Annotated in this window: 12 protein-coding genes; 3 read left to right on the top strand and 9 right to left on the bottom strand. The window is 59.9% G+C overall.

Translation table 11 applies throughout. From position 1 onward, the window contains the following. Nucleotides 1-99: 99 nt before the first annotated feature. Nucleotides 100-1,029: an ABC transporter ATP-binding protein gene (locus ACYQ2I_RS07685; protein ID WP_460166428.1), complete on the top strand. Its 930-nt coding sequence runs from the start codon at nt 100-102 to the stop codon at nt 1,027-1,029. Nucleotides 1,030-1,051: 22 nt separating this feature from the next. On the opposite strand, the gene ACYQ2I_RS07680 is transcribed toward ACYQ2I_RS07685, so the two are convergent. Next, a complete protein-coding gene (locus ACYQ2I_RS07680) occupies nt 1,052-1,849 on the bottom strand; it encodes an HpcH/HpaI aldolase family protein (protein ID WP_460166427.1) in 798 nt (265 codons plus the stop codon). A 186-nt stretch (nt 1,850-2,035) separates the two neighbouring features. Between ACYQ2I_RS07680 and ACYQ2I_RS07675 the strand changes: the two genes are divergently transcribed. Further along, on the top strand, nt 2,036-2,371 hold the full coding sequence (locus tag ACYQ2I_RS07675) for a Rieske (2Fe-2S) protein (RefSeq protein ID WP_460166426.1): 336 nt from the start codon (nt 2,036-2,038) through the stop codon (nt 2,369-2,371). A 95-nt stretch (nt 2,372-2,466) separates the two neighbouring features. On the opposite strand, the gene ACYQ2I_RS07670 is transcribed toward ACYQ2I_RS07675, so the two are convergent. Both ACYQ2I_RS07670 and ACYQ2I_RS07665 read right to left on the bottom strand, forming a co-directional pair. Continuing rightward, nucleotides 2,467-3,165: a metal-dependent hydrolase gene (locus ACYQ2I_RS07670; protein ID WP_460166425.1), complete on the bottom strand. Its 699-nt coding sequence runs from the start codon at nt 3,163-3,165 to the stop codon at nt 2,467-2,469. Nucleotides 3,166-3,306: 141 nt separating this feature from the next. Further along, nucleotides 3,307-4,737 carry a glucose-6-phosphate isomerase gene (locus tag ACYQ2I_RS07665; protein WP_460166424.1) on the bottom strand — a complete coding sequence of 477 codons (1,431 nt, stop codon included), beginning with the start codon at nt 4,735-4,737 and terminating at the stop codon, nt 3,307-3,309. A gap of 383 nt (nt 4,738-5,120) precedes the next feature. Between ACYQ2I_RS07665 and ACYQ2I_RS07660 the strand changes: the two genes are divergently transcribed. Then, the gene (locus tag ACYQ2I_RS07660; RefSeq protein ID WP_460166423.1) at nt 5,121-6,332 is read left to right on the top strand and encodes a 2,3-bisphosphoglycerate-independent phosphoglycerate mutase; all 1,212 of its coding nucleotides are present in this window, start codon (nt 5,121-5,123) and stop codon (nt 6,330-6,332) included. A 123-nt stretch (nt 6,333-6,455) separates the two neighbouring features. Here the strand turns inward: ACYQ2I_RS07660 and ACYQ2I_RS07655 are convergent, their stop codons facing one another. From ACYQ2I_RS07655 to ACYQ2I_RS07630, 6 genes are all read right to left on the bottom strand, one after another. Beyond that, nucleotides 6,456-7,580 carry an NPCBM/NEW2 domain-containing protein gene (locus ACYQ2I_RS07655; RefSeq protein WP_460166422.1) on the bottom strand — a complete coding sequence of 375 codons (1,125 nt, stop codon included), beginning with the start codon at nt 7,578-7,580 and terminating at the stop codon, nt 6,456-6,458. A gap of 185 nt (nt 7,581-7,765) precedes the next feature. Continuing rightward, nucleotides 7,766-8,788, bottom strand: a complete 1,023-nt coding sequence (locus tag ACYQ2I_RS07650) for a prenyltransferase/squalene oxidase repeat-containing protein (protein ID WP_460166421.1) — start codon at nt 8,786-8,788, stop codon at nt 7,766-7,768. Nucleotides 8,789-8,821: 33 nt separating this feature from the next. Beyond that, entirely contained in the window at nt 8,822-9,547 is a 726-nt protein-coding gene (locus tag ACYQ2I_RS07645; protein WP_460166420.1) for a hypothetical protein, read from the bottom strand. 35 nt (nt 9,548-9,582) lie between these two features. After that, nucleotides 9,583-13,218, bottom strand: coding sequence for a hypothetical protein (locus ACYQ2I_RS07640; protein ID WP_460166419.1), 3,636 nt, complete (start codon nt 13,216-13,218; stop codon nt 9,583-9,585). A 113-nt stretch (nt 13,219-13,331) separates the two neighbouring features. After that, on the bottom strand, nt 13,332-15,695 hold the full coding sequence (locus ACYQ2I_RS07635; protein WP_460166418.1) for a hypothetical protein: 2,364 nt from the start codon (nt 15,693-15,695) through the stop codon (nt 13,332-13,334). A 3-nt stretch (nt 15,696-15,698) separates the two neighbouring features. Beyond that, entirely contained in the window at nt 15,699-17,891 is a 2,193-nt protein-coding gene (locus tag ACYQ2I_RS07630; protein ID WP_460166417.1) for a BatA domain-containing protein, read from the bottom strand. Between the last annotated feature and the right edge of the window lie 8 nt (nt 17,892-17,899).

The raw sequence follows: 17,899 nt of genomic DNA, 5'->3' as shown, positions 1-17,899 counted from the left end.
TCCAATTTGACGACGTCTGAACCGATGAAGCCTCAAGATACCGACCGTTTTGGTTCGACCTCCCCCGCCGAACCCCCAAGCACTTCCGATGAAGCACCGGTGGTCATTCGCACACGTGACTTGACGAAAGTGTACGACGACCTCCACGCGATCGACCATTTGACGTTGGAATTGCGTCGCGGAGACCTGTTCGGTTTCATCGGCCACAACGGATCGGGCAAAACGACGACCATGCGCATCCTGGCCACGCTCCTACAACCTAGTTGGGGCGAGGCCTACGTGTGCGATTACTCGATCTACACGAACCCGAAGGAAATTCGACGATTGATCGGGTACATGCCCGATTTTTTCGGCGTGTACGACGATATGACCGTCATCGAGTATCTTGAGTTCTTCGCGGCCGCGTACCGCATCAACGGCCCTAAGCGTCGCAAGGTCTGCGACGAGATGTTGGCGCTGGTCGATCTCGAATACAAGCGCAACGCGTTCGTGACGAGTCTTTCCCGCGGAATGACGCAACGATTGGGCCTTGCGCGCGTTCTGCTCCACGATCCGGAAGTACTCCTGCTCGACGAGCCGGCAAGCGGCCTCGATCCGCGTGCCCGCATCGAAATCCGCGGCCTACTCAAACGGCTGCGGGCAATGGGAAAGACGATCATGGTCTCCAGCCACATTCTCCCCGAGTTGGCCGACATCTGTAACAAAGTGGGTATTATCGAGAGAGGCAAACTGAAGGTATGCGCCGACGTCGCCGACGTGATGCGACAGGTGCGCGAGCAAACCGTGCTGTGGATCGGTGTCCAAGACCGACTCGAAGATGCCGCCCGGCTCGTCGAACAACATGACATCGTCGACGGCGTAGAGATTCGCGAAGGCCGTATGTACGTGACCTTGAAGAAAGGTTGCAACGACTACAGCGATCTGGCGTCGGTGTTGGTTTCCGAAGGATTCCGGCTGACGCTATTCAAAGAAGACGAAGTCAATCTCGAAACGGCGTTCATGACGCTCACGCAAGGTCTTACCGCCTGATGAACGCTCGATTGCGAGCGCATCAATACTGCACGCGGTGACTGGACGGAGAATCCGGGCGCAGCCATCCGACCCATTCACACGCCCTTGTGTACAGCATCCGCACATCACTGCCGACGGCGATGAACTGCATCCCTGCCTTTCCCCACTCGATCGCCTCGTGCGGGTCCATCGCATGAATGCCGGTGGGACAGCCGACCCTTTTACCGATCGTAATGACTCGCTCGATCATGGCCCGATGGGCGTGCATCGACGGCATCGCACCGTCCGGTTTGCGCATGGTGAACCGCAAGTCGACCGGTCCGACGAACACGGCATCGCATCCCCGCAGGGCGTAAATCTCGGGCGCGTTTTCCACGCCTCGTGGGCTTTCCGTCTGAAGCACGACGAGGATTTCTTCGTTCGCCCGGCGGAAATACTCTTCGCTCGACGTTTCGAAATTCAGCGTGTGCCATCCGCCGCCTGCACTTCGATTTCCTTCGGGCGGATATTTGGCGGCGGCAATCGCCGCGCGGGCCTGTTCCAACGTCTCGACCATCGGCACCACGATTCCGTACGCGCCCGCATCCAGCGCTCGCTTGATCAAGTAATGCTCACCGCGCGGCACGCGAATAAGGGGAACGCATCCGGCGTCGGCTACGGCCGCAACGACGGCGGCAGCCTGTTGCCAATCGATCGGTGAATGCTCCATATCAAGAGTGAGCCAATCGAAGCCGGAACGCGCCAACAACCTCGCCGTGTACAAGTCTCCCAGCGAAAGCCACGTACCGAAGGTGACTTCGCCCGCCCGCAACATTTCTTTGACCTTGTTCGTTTTCATGGAAATCTTGCCTTCCTGTCGGCAATCGGCGGCAACGGTACCAGGCCGATTTTTACCGGCGAATCGGTCCCCGAAGCGTCTTCACTCGTCGTGATCTCGTCGGTACGATGAGAACAACGAACGAAGTTTTCTCGCCCGCCGGCCTCTTCGTGATGCAATGATAACCGACCCGTGCGAGTTCATGCCATGGCCGAATACATTACGGTTGCCAAAGTAGGCGAAATCCCCCCGCGACAAGGGAAATTGTTTCAACTCGAAGGCCACGACATCGCCGTCTTCCATTACGACGGCCGGTATTTCGCCTTGGATGACTATTGCCCCCACATGGGCGAATCACTTAGCCTCGGTGAAATACACGACGGTTGCGTTTTGTGCTCGCGTCACATGTGGGCGTTCCGGCTGACGGACGGCGTATGTGAAGACGTACCCGCCTTGCAGGCGAAAACCTTCCCGGTGCGGGTCGTGGGCGACGAGATTCAAGTTTGCCTTACGTCCCTCGAAGAAGGCGACGAACCCCCATAAGGCGTCTACCGTCGACAAAAATTGGCGGGAACCGACCTCTGGCCGGTTCCCGCTACGAGCGTTCGCTGGATGCTCGGTAAGTCGAGTTCCCCCGGCTATGCCTCGGCTTCCGGCAACTTGGTCGATTCACCCGGCGCCAACGTAACCGGCTCGGTCCAGGTTTCTTTCAAGACCCGCTCGGCCCAAGCGTGCACGTCGGCTTCGATGACCGGCCATGTATTCACGTGCACGGGAACGACTCGCTTCGGAGCCAGCAGCTTAACGGCTTCCAAGGCATCGTCCGGCCCCATCGTGAAATTGTCGCCGATCGGAAGTACGGCCACATCGACGTGCGCCAACCCAATCAATTGCATGTCGTGGAACAAACCCGTATCGCACGCAAAATAGACTTTGCCGTCGGCGAAGGTCAAAAGATAGCCGCAAGGACAACCGCCGTTCGAACCGTCGGGCAACATCGACGAATGATGGGCAATCGTCATCTTGACCCGTCCGAACGGGAAGTCGAACCCGCCGCCGATATTCATCGCATGCGTTTTTTCGACTCCCTGTCGTTTGAGCCATTCGCAAATCTCGAAGTTCGCCACGACGACGGCGCCCGTGCGTTTGGCGATCTTTGCGGCATCGGCGATATGATCGAAGTGGCCGTGTGAAACCAGGATGTAGTCGGGATTCACCTGGTCCGCCTTCACCGGAGCCTGGGGATTCTCGTCCAAAAACGGATCCAAAAGAATCGTGTGCTCTCCGCTTTCGATCAACCAGGTACCGTGCCCCAACCATGTCAGCTTCGTCGCCATGAGTTCCGACACCTCCTTATTCGCTCACGGTTCGCATGGATCGTCCCAGCGCATCGCCGCAGTTTCGGCAACACCATCGTTGCCGGCGCGACGCACCCCTCAAGCACACCGAAACTTGCAGGCGGGGCCTCTTCACGCCGCTCATTCGAGCCCCAGGTATCTGCGCATGTGGCGTTTGTAACCTTCGACTCCCGGCTGACCGTACGGGTTGATGCCGATCAAGCGTCCCTCGGTCACCGTCGCCAACATGAGCATTTGGAAGATCTGGCCGATGGCATACTCGTCGAGCTTTTCCACAGCCAAATCAGTCGTGCGGCGCAAGTCTTCGGCGTACGCTTTGTTCGTCCCTACCCGTGCCGCTTCCAAAAACTTCCGCATTTCCGTGCCCGCCAAGCAATTCAGCTTGTCGGCGTCGACGTCCCATTTTGGAACGGCCACCGGTTTTGCAGAAGGCATCTCGGCGTACAGGTTCGTGATCAACTTATCGCGAGGCCCTTCCTGATGCTGCTGGCCCCGCGAATGCAAGTCACGTGTATTGACAACCGTCAACGGCAAAGCTCCCTGGCCGTTCTTGCCGAGACTTTCGGCCAAGAGCTGATCGTACCAAAGCCCTACGGCCTCCAAACGAGCCCCCCAAGTCGACAAGATCCGGGTTCGGGCGCCGCGACGCTGCTCCATCAAGTGGCAAACGCCCACGTACTGAAGAACGACATTTTCCGCCGCAGGCTTTGCCGCAAAGTCGGCGTTCATGTCGCGGGCGCCTTCAAGAAGGGCGACAAGATCAAGCCCCATCACGGCCGCCGGCAGCAGCCCGACAGCACTTAAGACGGAAAACCGTCCGCCGACATCGTCGGGAAACGCAAAAAAGTTGGCCTCGCTTACCCCCAACTCCGCGGCGAGATTCCAGAGGCGGCTACCTTCGCTACTTACGACCAAGACGCGCTGCGCGAAGACCTCTTGGGCCACGGCGTTCCGCAATGCCTCGGCGAACACGCGAAACGCGACCGCCGTCTCCAACGTCGAACCGCTCTTGCTGATGACGATGATACCCCAGTCTTTCGAGCGGCCGTCGCCCTCGGGAGTCGCCAAGAGATCGAGCAAGCCGGCCACCGTATCGTTATCGACGTTGTTTCCTTCGAAATAGATGCGGGGGCGGCTGCCTCGCTTGTCGCGAGGAAGCTCGTTGTGGTAGGGATGGCAGCAGGCCTCGAAGAGTGCCCGGGCGCCCATGTACGACCCGCCGATCCCGAGCACGACGACGTTGTCGACCTCGGCAGCCAGCTTATCGGCGGCCGCTTTCAACGCATCGAGCTTTGCGCGATCCTCACCGAGCCAGCGTTCGGGAAGATCCATAAAGCGAGCATCCAATGGATCTTTTTCGGGCGGAACGGGTCGGCCGCTTTTCTTTAGCTCGAGGTCGGCCAGCACTTCGTCACGCGCTGCCTCCAACCGCGGTGCCAACCATGTGAGGTCGTCCGCCAAGACGCCGGTCTCCCGCTCGATGGCCGGTGCCGAACCAGCCGCCAACGCTGCTTGCGGATCGTATGTCAGCCGTGATTTTGTGTCCGCCATGCTCCGTCTCTCCCGATTCTTGACATGCCCAGCGTTCCAAGGGAACGCGATTCGCTCTCCGCCGCAGCACCCCATGTAAAACCTCGCGACATTGTCGACAATCGACAATACAGCCTTGAGCCGCCCCCTACCCCGGCGACGTTATCAAGATAACGGGGGCGCCCGGCGCCGACCAGTAGCCCCGTCTGCCACCCACTCGTTTGAGCGAACCAACCTCCACCCCACGGAAGGAACATCCGAAATGGTCCCGGTAGTGGGCGGCATCCCGTTTTGATATATTCCAATGCGTTTCTGGGAAAGCCAGCCGACTGTTCTTTGCCGACCCCCATGCAGTGGGGATCCGGCTGTCTCCGTTCATTTTCGTGGCGAAGAGGACACCGAACATGGATATTCAGCAAGTCGTTCGGAACTTGAAAACGAAAAACGACAAGCGAATCGTGATGCTGGTGGCCGACGGGCTCGGCGGTCTCCCCGTCGAACCGGGCGGTCCGACGGAACTCGAAACGGCAAAGACGCCCAATCTCGACCGCCTGGCTGCCAAAGGGGTTTGCGGCTTGTCGATCCCGATCAAACCGGGAATCACACCCGGCAGCGGCCCCGGGCACTTGGGGCTTTTCGGCTACGATCCGCTGAAGTACGTTATCGGCCGCGGCGTCTTAGAGGCAACCGGCATCGGTTTCGCCGTCGGTCCGAACGATGTTGCCATCCGATGTAATTTCTGCACGCTCGACGAAGCCGGAAAGATCACCGATCGACGGGCGGGCCGAATCCCGACCGAGGAAAGCACGAAAGTCGTCGAACTGCTTTCCCAGATCACGATTCCGGACGTGGAAGTATTCGTGCGCCCCGTCAAAGAGCATCGGTTCGTCGTCGTCTTCCGCGGTGAGGGCCTCGGAGGAAACGTCGCCGACACCGACCCCCAGGTAACCGGCAAACCGCCGCTTCCACCGAAAGCCCTCGATGCCGAGAGCGAACGCACCGCCGAGGTTGCCGCCCAGTTCGTCGCCAAGGCTCGTGAAATTCTTGCTTCGCAACCCAAGGCGAACGGATTGACGATGCGCGGGTTCTCCAAGAAACCCGATATTCCCAGCTACGAAGAAGCTTACGGGCTGAAAGCTGCGGCGATTGCCGTGTATCCCATGTACAAAGGGCTCGCGCAACTGGTCGGCATGGAAATCGTCGGCACACCGACAACTTTACAAGAAGAGGTCGACACGCTGGAAAAGGCCTGGTCTGAAAGCGACTACGACTTCTATTTCCTCCACTTCAAATACACGGACAGCCGTGGTGAGGACGGCGACTTCGAGGCAAAGGTAAAGATGATCGAGGAATTCGACGCGATCATCCCGCGGGTCGAAGCCCTCGAGCCCGACGTCCTCATCGTAACCGGCGACCACAGTACGCCGGCCGCGATGGCCAGCCACAGCTTCCATCCGGTCCCGACGCTTCTCGTCGCCAAGAACTGCCGCCCCGACGAATGCACGACCTTCGGCGAGCGTGCCGCCCTTCACGGCGGACTGGGGCAATTCGAGGCGATCTACCTGATGCCGCTGGCGTTGGCGCACGCCGATCGTCTCGGAAAATTCGGTGCGTAAGAGCCGTCTGCCCCTGCGCTGTACATCACCACAAACCGCCCGGAGATTTTTCCGTGGCGGTTTTTTCGTGGGCGATTTCGACGTGCCTCGCCCCGAGCCTCACATCCGTTGCACAAGCCGACGTTATCGAACGATGCGGGCATCCAGCCAATCGACGCGATCGAGTTCGTCGGCCCGTTCACCGAAATCGACCAACAGGTCCAGTCGCGATACACCGTCCAGCGACACGGCGACGGGGTGCGGTTCGTCTCCACCACGAATGATCCCCAAATCAACGGCGGGTTTCCCATCGACGTATATTCGCACGCCCACGCTGCCCGCCCCGCCTGTTGAATCATCGATCGCCACTTGTCCCGCAAACAGCCGATCTCCCTCGCGGACGCGATAAGTAAGCCGACACGCACTATAAACGCCGAGTCCCTTCCAATAGGTAATCCCCCCGGCCCGCAAGCGCCCGCCGACAATGTTCCGATCCCTTCGTTCGCTCAACACCACCGAGAAAAAGGGGACGTGTCGATATTCAATCTCCGAGTCGGAAAGGTAACTCCACCGTGCCGAAAAAGTCTGGATGAAGCGAATCCGGCTTATTGAGGCCTGCCACGTTTTCCCGCGGGGGTCGCGAAGGACAAGTTCTTCTTCGTTCCCGCGGGCGCAGCTCACGGCTTGCAACACGCTTCCATCCTCAAAACCGACGACACAGGCCACGTTGTCATCTTCCGGGTGATCGACGGCAAAGCGAAGACCTTGAACCTGGTTCCGCGCTGTTTCAATCTCACCGAATTCTGTTTCTACTTGCAATCGGCGATCGGTCACACCGCGGATTCGGCCTCGAATCTCGTCACCATTCAGCAGCCACACAAGGTCTTCCTCGTTCTTCGGACTCGTATCAAGCGAAAGGAGCCCGCACCGATCCAGTTCGCGATCCATGCGAACAGGATCGCCCGGCAACGAAAAGAGAATTCCGGCGACGGCTTGCCGATCGAGGCGACGGATACCGAACAAATCGCTCAGGACGACGATGGTTGCGTCGTCGGCTTCGATGACGTCGGCACACACCATTCCGCCGGACCGGAGTACCACAACAGGCCCCCGAGTCACTTCCGGGACGCCCCCGAAGCGAACGAATTGGTCGATCGTCAATCGCAAGCTCTGTGAACCGGCTTCGAACAAGAAACGCCCCTGTTCGTCCAACCCGCGAAGCTGTGCGGCAAGGACCCGCCCTTCGGGCAACACGAGTTCTCCCGCCACCCTCGCATTTCCAACTTCCGCCCTTGCCGGCAAGAAAGCGATGCCTTCTCCAAGAAAAAGTAGAACGACCGAAACGGCTGCGCAGAAGCCGAACCGCAAAGGCCTCTTCGACCGAAAAAGGCGTCGGCGACCTCCACCATCGCTCGAATTGCGGCAGCCTCGTCTCATGGTCGAATGCGTTCCCGTCACCGCTCGAAAATCGGCAAGCAATTGTTGGGTACCTGCAGGATAATGCAAGCCATCGCCGTTCCGTACTCGGGAGAAAACGGACTGCTCCAGGAGCCGTCGGGCAACTGACGCGCAAGCAATTCGTCGCGAATCGCCGGGTAGTACGTCGTCCACCGCGAACCGCCGGCCTGCCACATCGCCTGCACGCAATAGTAGTGCCCGTAGAAATAGTACGATTCCCGGCTGACCTCACCTGGACGCGGTACGAACTGCATCAAGTACTGCAATCCGGCTTCGAGTTCTTCCCCTTCGTAAATACCGGCACTATACAACGCCGTGACCCCCGCAGCCGAGCGGGCAAATGCGCTGTCGCCGCTGGTCAGCATGTAACGAAACCCGCCGTCGGGGTTCTGGCACTTGCGAACGTATTCGATGCACCGATCGACAGTTTCTCGAGGAACGTGAATTCCCGCATTCTTCGCAGCACGCAAGGCCATGATCTGGCAGATCGTGACGGAAATATCGGCCCCCAAACGCTGCGGTTGATACCGCCACCCCCCTTCCGAGTTCTGCGTGTTCACGATCAACCGTACCGCCCGCGCAAGTTTTTCCCGCAAATCGGGACGCTGCGACGTTCCGTAACATTCGGCGAGAAACATCGTCGCGAATCCGTGTCCGTACATTTGATCTTCCGGACCGTGTGCGATGTAGCCGCTCGACTGGACGTTCGCCAACAAATACCCCAAGGCGCGATCGACGGCGGTTCCATAGGGGCCCCTTTTGGGCTGACTTCCTTGAGCCATGAACGCAATACCGGCCAAGGCGGTCACAGCCACGTTTCCCCGCATATCGCCCGAGCCGAACGAGCCGTCGCGATTCTGGTGCGCCGCCAAATAGGTCAACCCACGATTCACCGCGGCATCGACTTCCGGTGTCATGAATCGAACGGCGGTACCCGCGGGATCCTGCGCACACGCCGGGAACGACACCGCGCACACGGTCGTCCAGATGAGCCATCGCAACACGTTTGTTGCCGACATCGTGCCGTCCCCCGAGTTACGAAAACCTCGATACTAGCGATCTTGATCCACCGCCTCGGACAATCTGCGAAAATAGTTTTCGATCATTCCTCGATACTTGGGCAAGAATGTCTCGGGTGGCAACTGAATCAACCGGCGACGTTCCCGTTCCGGCAACTCTCCCCACACGCTCTCCAAGACCTGTTGGAGGGGTTCTTTGTCTTCACCGACCGCGTCACTCCCTTGCGTTCCCCTCCCGGGCCGGGTTCCTTGCGTTTGTGAGGTATTTGCCTGACGCGAAGCATTCGACGGTTTCGTGGACGATTGCGACGTGTTGCTGCAACTACCGGAACACTGCTGTTGCGTTTGATCGATCAATCGGTCCAGTTCTTGGACGACTTCCCTTTCCAAATCTTGCGTTTTCACACCGGGATCACCGGCCACCAAACGCCAACGAACTTGTTCCATTTTCTCCAGCAATCGGATCACACGATCGACGTCTTCCGACACAGCCGCATTCCCCAATTCCTGTTCCAACGTGCGTCCCTGGGAAGTATCCGCCTGCGGCGACGGCGGCGACACACGCGGCGAAGCCCGGCCGACACCCTCCGTGTTTTGCGTTTCGTCCGGCCGCAACAAGAGTTCATCGATCGACTCGCCTGGTGCCGACACGGCCGGAGGTCGATCCGGCGGCCGGGCAGGCTCGGCCGCTCCGACGACCGCCCCGACGGCCGGCCAAAAGACCAACATCAGGCTCGGCAGCACGATACCGCCCTTCATAGTCTCCTCCGAAGTCACCATTCTGCTACAAACATTCACGGCGACAGCAACTCATCCAAAGTCGGAAGCTTCTCTTCGTCACCATTGCGTTGGTCCGGTTCGACCGGAATTTCCCGTTCTCCGTTTGCCCGCGGCGTCTCCTCCGATTGTTGGTGCGGCTGAGCCAAGAGTTGTTGCAACCATCGCATGATTTGTTGCTGGCGTTCTGCCAGACGTCGCAGTTCGCCCTCGAAGCGGTCGCTCGACGCGGCTGCGGCAATCTGCCGATCGATCTCCACCGTATCGGCGTTGAGCTCCAATTGCAGCGATTTGAGTAATTTCAATTCGGCCAGGCGAAGTGCCGCTTGCCGTTGCTGTTCGGGCGTCATTTTTTGCTCTTGAGACGGATCGTTTTCCTCCGGCGGCTGCTGTTCGGACGCACGACTCGCTTCACGAGTTTGCCGCAAGGCTTCGGTGACATGCAGCAGACGGGTAAGCGCCGCTTGCTGAAGGGAACGGGTCATCGCATCGACGCTTTCGGCTGCTACGCGATCGGCGGCCTGATCCATCAGCACGGCGGCTTCTTCCAACACGGTATTGAGCACCGGCTGCGATTCGAACGCACCGCCCAACCGACGCGTGTCCTCTGCCAACAATCGCTGCGAAGTCGCCGTGTCCTCGGCGCGTCGACGCCAGGCCTGGCGGTCGGCGTCGCTCGACGCGGCAACGGGCGACTCCTCTTGCAATCGGCGCGTCCGTTCGAGCAATTCTCGCTGATGAGCCGCCAACGCAGTCGCCTCTTGCAACCATTTTTCGATCTGCCGTTCTTGCTCGCGGCGAGTGCGTTCCAATTCTGCCTGCCGGCAAGCTTCGTCCGCGTCGTCGAGTGCGTCGGCAGCCTGCGCCGCCTGCGTCCGGAATTCCTCGGCGGCAAGTCGATCGGCCGCCTCGATTGCCTGTTGCATGTGCTTCTCGGCACGTTGCGTTCGCACGGAAACGTCTTCGGCCTCAACCGCATCGGCCAGTGAAGTCGCCGCGTCGACATCCTCCAAGATACGGGCCTGTTCCTCCCTCAGTTTCTGAAGCATTTCAGCCTTGGCGGCGGCATCGGACTCGGCCGCTGCGACCTCTGCGGCATCGGCCAGTTGCCTTTGACGCCGAACCAATTCACCCAAGAGATTTTTCAAGCGAAGGCGTTTTGATTCGAGGCTTTCCGGTTCCCGCTCCTGTTCGAAAAGAGCCAAAATGCGATCCAAGGCCGCCAGTGCTTCTTCCTGCAAACGATAGGCGATGGTCACCTGCGTTTGTTCGATCCCCAGTGCCGCATCGCGCATCTTGGCGGTCAGAGCAGTTTCCGCGGCCGCCGTTGCCACCTGCTCTAAAACCGAGCGGGCACGGTCGTCGGCTCGTTGCATTTCTTTGTCGATGTCGCGAAACACCTGATCAGCTCGCAGCGCCGTTTCGCGCTGCGTGCGTGCCGTATCATCAAGCATTCCCGCAACCTCATCGGCCGTGGCATCACCACTCAACAGGAGTCGGCCCAACTGTTTGGTTCTGTCGTGCAACACCTGCTGATCATCCCGCAGCTGTTCCAGTTGGCGTCGGAACACATCCAACGTCCGACGTCTGCCCAACCGATCCAACAGTCGCCGCAGTGTTTCGACAACGGCCTGCTGGTGCAATTTGATGGTCTGCTCCTGATCCCGAAACGATCCGTCAACGGGCGACTTCGCTGCGGCTGCGCTCTCCAAATTCTTTACCAAGGCGGTAAATACTTCGTCCAACGCAATCAAGTGGAGCGTCGAAACTTCGTCCAGAACCGAAACGATCTCGGCAAGCACGGCATCTTCGGAAGAATCAGCCAGGCCGTTGGCCGCGAGACGACGGCGAAGCTTTTCCGCACGTTCGCGAATACTTCCCGGTGCACGAGCGGCTCCGGCCGAAACGCGTCGCTGCAACAATTGGACGCTGCGCAGGGCGTCCAACGTGCGTTCGTCGCTTGCCGGATCTTTCGGCAGCGAGGCGAACCAAACCTCCGTTCCCCGCGAGGCTTCCTCTTGGGCTTCCAACAACCGACTCAAAGCGTCGGCCAACGTGTTCCGTTCACCGGCGACGTATTGGAGATACTCTTCCCGCGTCACGCACCGGACGGCTATCGTTTGCGAGCTCGCTTGCTGCCCCTTGTAATCTTCCGCCAGCAACCGCCACTCGACGACATCGCCGGGCAACGGTGAAACCGAGGCCGCATTCCAAGTAACCGGGAGCGACAACTCTTCACCCCAGCGGTCGGGCTCCAACATCGTAGCCTGCATTTTGGGAAAAGGTTCCGGGCCTTCATGCAACACCTGTGTTGCTTGTCGGCTCGGATCGTCACGGATGCCCGCCACCAACGATACCCGCCGCAGCGCCAGATCGTCCTTCGCACGCACGGTAAGATCGAATCCGGCAGCGACCGTCATCAGCCGGGGAACCTCTTCGTCGTCGAACCACACGTTCGGTGGACCGTCCTGGACGACGACGATCGGCCACTCCGGCCGGTCCGGAACGGATACACCCTCCTGGTCTTCGATCACCAATGCGTAATTTCCGGACTGCTGTAAGCCGTCCGGTACGGTATCCCCTGAGTGAAAATACCACACGGTCGGACCGTCACCGGGCTTGCCGGGGACCACTGAGCCGTCAGCGAACAATAAGATTGCGTTCCCCAGCGGCTTGTCGGTTTCCAACTCGGCCTTAATCGAGCTACCGGCCAAGACGGTCAATGGTCCGTCGGACGTTTCCGGTGCAAACCCGCTATAGGCCGGGGGTATCGCCGTCACGTCGAAACGTCGCAACTTCGGAGGTTCGACCACCTCGACTCGATACCAAGGTTGCGTGTCGTCATCGCCGCCCGATACCCGAAACCGGAACGACCACGCCACGTTTTCTCTTTCGTCGATCATTCGGTCCCCGACGCGCCGCATCCAACGCTGCTCGCGCAACACGCGTCCCGACTCGCTTTCCCATTCATACTCGATCGCGACCAACCGAGGCAGTCGACCGTGTTTTTCCGAAACGGCAATACGCGCCGTCCCGCCCAATGCAACCCGACGCGGCCATTCCACGACGACGAGTTCCGTCTGCCGCGGCCAGGGGAGGTCGGCCCACGGCATCAACAAACGTTGAACACCCGTCCGAACCGTTCCCGGAAACGCCACCGCCAAGAGCACGGTAGTACCCAGAATGCCGCAGATAAGCACCGCACTTCGGCGCACCGGTTCGCGCCGCAAGACGGCTGATTCATCGAAATCGGCCAACCGACGTTCCATCGCCAGGATAGCCGCCCTCCGCAATGCAGGTGAGCCGATCGTCAGGTCGTCTTCGGCCGCCGAAGCGAACTCGACCGCCGCCGTCAAGCCGTCCTCCCACTCGGGAAACCGCAGCTCCAATTGCCGGGCAACGAGACGGCGGCTAAACGGCGTGCGAAGGATCGGCCAAAGATAGCGGGCCGCGCCCCAAGCAAACGATCCGACAAGACATCCGGTCGCCAAAATCCGCAATCCGAGATCGCTGAAGCGAAAACCATAATCCATCGCCGCCAGCAACACGGCAGCAGCCCACACAATCGCAAGCACCCTCGCCGTCGCGCAGAAGATGAGCCTGTTCCGCACACGGCGGGCAAAACGATCCAGTTTTGCCGAAAGGGATAACATGGCGACCGCTCTACATTGTCCAACGATCCGGTTACGCGCCAAACACCCGAGGAGGTTTCAAAATTCCAGTCGGGAAACACCCTCGCGAAGTTCCTACGTAATTGTACGAAATCTTACGGAAGCCCGGCCCACTTTCTCAACGCCCACTCAACCGTCAACAGCCCAAGCGCCAACAGCAGTATCGGCCATCGATTCCAGAGACTAATAGGCGGCAACGCTTCGACGGGTACTTGAGTTCCCTCAGGCAATTCCGCAAAGAGGGTGTCCAACGAATCTACCTTGCCCAACTTTCCGCCGGATCGTTCCGCAGCACGGCGCATCACGTCGACTCTGGCCTGCACCGCAGCCGACTCCGCATCGGGAGGTTCGATACTGAAATCCACCCCCGGCGGCATCTTCGGCAGAACGGGCGCACTCAACCAGGCGTGATAGGTTCCGATCGGTAAGTCGTCCAAAACGACCTGAAACCGGTCCTCACTCAACGAAGCACGCCGGGCCGTCAAATGCCGGCGAGTGCCTTCTCCGTTTTCGACAGTAACGACGACATCCTCCGATGCCCCGGGTAATCCTGTGGGAAACTCGGCAAGAATCGAGACCGACTCTCCCACTCGATACCGGTCGCGATCGATCGTCAATAACGCGTCCGACGTTCCGCCCAGGCGACTGCGACACAAGTATCGAATCATCTGGACCCAATATCGCGTAAAGTACTTATCGCCGATCCGGCGACGCCAGCGCCATGTCTCGTCGGTCGCGTGGAACAGCACTTTGCCGCGGCCCACGTACTGCATGACGATCATCGGCAACGGTGTTCCTCCGGTATCCGTCGCTTGGGAATGTACCGCCAGGACGCGGGCTCCCGGCTTCAACCGAGGTGCCGCGACATACCAATACAATTCGGGCAACGTTTTCCAAAGCGACAGGGTTTCGCGGGGATCGTCGCTGATTTGAAAAGCCCCGCATCGTTCTCCCAACGGCGTCGGAACGATACGAAAGCCCGCTTCGTTTCCGCCGTCGCGAGCAGGATCGGAGACGCGTCCCGCGTCGATCGGCAAGAGGTCCTCTACCGGCGTTCCGCGATATGCGGCAGGCATGAACCGAGGCCCCGCAATGCAGATAAGCGTTCCCCCCCGGTCGCCGGCGACATACTCTCGAATGTCCTGCAAATTCCGCGGCAGTAACAAGTTCGGATCTACGTCGCCGAGGATTACAGCATCGAATGTGTTCCATTCGGCCGGCGTAAGCGGCACACCGCCTCGCATCCCCGCAGCTACCTCGCGGTATTCGACATCGGCGTTTTGTAAGACGCACTCGAGTTCGATGCTCGGCTCACGCATCAACGCGTTCCGCAAATAGCGGTATTCGAAACTCGGATCGGCCTGAACGAGCAAGACACGCAACTTCTCGTTGCGTACTTCGACGACTGTTTCCTGGGCGTTGTTGTCGGTACGGCGTTCATCGGGCAACGGCTCGACCCGCACAACGTAACGATGCAATCCCTCTTCGCTGGGCCGATGATACAACCGCACCGTCATCACGCATTCGTCGGAAGGGACCGTTTCCTCCGTTTCCACAAGCGGCGCCGTCGCCCCGTTCGCCATTTTTTCTTCGACGACAATGCGAACAACACTGTCGCCGAATCCCGAAGCGTTCAGTCGGACGTCGAACCCCAGCACATCACCGACGAACACACTGCGATCGGCGATTATTTGCTCGACGGCCACATCCTTCGGCGGACGTGTATCGCCGATGGGTACCAGAAACAGCGGTACTCCTTTTTCTCCAGCTTTGTCCGCCGCCGAATCGAGGCCGGGGCCGACGGTCGTATTGCCGTCGGAAAACACAACGACTGCGGCCGGCAGCGTCCCGCGATTACGTTGCAGGATTCGCTCGATCGCCCGCCCCAGCGGGGATTCCGGCGTCGACGCTTGCATTTGCTCGAGCGCACTCACGATCGCGTCGATTCGGTCATCGGCGGCTATGACGTCGCCGCGAACGTCACACAGTTCCAGTCGATAGCGGTCGGCCAACAGCTTCAGCAAGCGGGCGTCGTCTCGGCAAAGTGCTTCGCGTCCTATCGTCAAGCGGTCGGGAATCTCTTCCCGGTCCAACAATTCTCGCAAGGCCGAGGCCTCATCGGGCCGGTATTCATCGTGTAGGGCCATGCTCGCCGAATCGTCGATCAACAAGACCAGAGTCGGCAATCCGGTGCGAAAAGCAGCCAACGCCGCTTGCGCGATCATGAAGGCCAAAACGGCAAACGCCCCGATTCTCAACGACGCCAAAACCCATCGCAAGGAGCGAGAAATCGTCGGCGTTCCGCGCACATTGCACCAAATGATCGCCGCGCACACGGCCGCTCCCAGCAACACGGTGAGCCAACCGGGGACCGGCCAGTGCCACTCGAATCGCCAAAGCACGCCCTCTCCGGGACCGGTCTCGATGCCCAACCACGCAGCCAGTTGCTGTGCCGACATCGCTCACGCCCCCTGTCCGCTGCGCCAAGCAACCCAGAATTCGAGCCCACAGACGACGAGGGCACACCACAACAACCAGACGGGAAGATACTGCACCGAGCCGGGACCCGGTTCGATCTCGGCACCGTTGAATGTCGATGTCGTTCGGTACCGAAAGTCGACCCCCGACAGCGGTCCGCGACGAACGGCATCCTCGTTCAAACAGGCGAGATTCGACTCTTCGGCCGGGCAGTTGACTGCAAATGTCTGCGTCGCCGACGCCGTCCCGTTCGCTTCCAACACCGACACGGTGACGATTCCCGACGTATACGCGCAGCCCAGTCGCCATCGACTGCGATTCCCCTCCGGACGCAACGACAATTCGCGTCGTTCTCCGTCCGGAAGCGTAACCGTGACACTGCCGGACCTCGTTCCCTCGAATGCCCCCGAAATCGCATTTCCGGCGATCACGTTTCGCTGCTCCGCATCCCCCGCTGCCGCGTAGTCGACGATCTCGTGAATCAGGGGCACATAGCTGGGCGACAACGGCCATGCCGACCAACTTCGATCGGCACTCACGGCCACAAAAACCACACGGCCGTTTTCGACCTCACGTACCGTCACCACGGGTTCTCCGGTCGTGCACCGCAACACCGGGACGGCGCCGGCGGCAAGAGGGTCCAACAACAGCAACTTGTCGACCGGCGTAAAGAGCAAACTGGACGCCTGTCGACCGGCAAATGCTTCCACGATCGGGTGATCTTCGACGGCGATCGACAGTTCCTTCCCGATCGCATCGACAACCCGTGATACCTCGCCGGGCAACAAGTCTTCACCTTGAGGGCCGATCGTGCGGTTGTAGGCCTCGGACGTGATATTTGGTCCGGCAAAGAACACAATCCCGCCGCCGCGCTGCACGTAACTTCGTAATTGTCTTGCCTCGCCCGGGGTGAAATGCGGTACGTCGCACAAGAACACCACATCGAACGCGTCGAGATCCGTCTCACTGAGCATGCCGTCCGGCACTTTGTCGACGGAAATCCGTTTTCCGGCGGTTCCCTCAGACGCTGAAAGTGCGAGTACGAGATAGTCGCTTGCCCCTCCAAACATTCTGGGTGACGGACGACCATCGACACACAACGCGCGAACGGCCTCACGCACCGGCACGACGATCCGCCGACGATCGTCCACCGGCAACGCATCTTCGTCGATCCGCAACTCGACCACGTGATCTCCGGAGGAGCCGATCCGTGTCACCAAGCTCACCGTCGCAACACCGTCGCGAGAGGGCTCGAGGGAGATCCTCTCCACGCGTCTCCCATCGAGAAACCACTCGGCCGTCGCCGGGAAACCGCCCCGCGCGGCGCCGTAGACTTTCACGCGAGCCGAGAGCTCGACCTCTTGGGCTACCGTCGGAGCGGCCTCCCGGCACACCAAGCGATCTACGGTCCCGTTGCCGATCGGATCGTCTCCGACTCGGACGACCGTCAACCGCCCCAAATCGGAGAGCTTGGACGCCGCTTCGCGAAGTCTCGAGGCGCCCTCGCCGCTTCCGTCGGACCAGCCACTGCGTTGCAGGTCGGAAAAGCAGTAGAACTCGACTCGATCGAGCCGCCGGTATCGTTGCCTCGCTTGAAGGGCAATCTCGCGCGCCGATCGCATCGCTTCGGTCCAATCCGACCCTGTATCGACGGGTTTGAGTGCCCGAAGCTCTGCCAAGAAATCTTGCCTTAGGAAAACCGGCGATCGGATGATCACCGACGCCGGATCGGCGGCCAATATGAGCGTCGCTCCGTCACCCTCGGGCATCACTTCGATCAATCGCGCGATCGCTTGCTTGGCTTCCTCGAATCGTTCACTGCCCCCTTCCCGAACTTGCATCGAAAACGACCCGTCGAGCAAAACCACACGGTGCGTATGCCCGGAAGAAGGATGGATCGTTGCCGAAAAACGCTCCACGGTCGGCTCCGCGGCGGCCAAGACGATCAACACGAGCAACGCCGTTCGCAACAAGAGCAACAACCACTGGCGCACCCGTATTCGCCGCCGATTTCTGCGCAATACGACTTCCAGGAACCGCATGGCGGCCCAGTCGACGCGCTCGAATCGACGTCGATTCCACAGATGCAAAACGAGCGGAACGGCAGCCGCCGCCAGCCAGCCGAGGGCCGCCGGCGAGAGGAACTCCAATCCTAAGAGTCCAAAATCGCTAATCATCCACTCGT

Source organism: Thermostilla marina (genome assembly GCF_054657455.1).
Note: the sequence above shows the minus strand (reverse complement) of the source record. Positions and strands in the feature narration are given on the sequence as shown.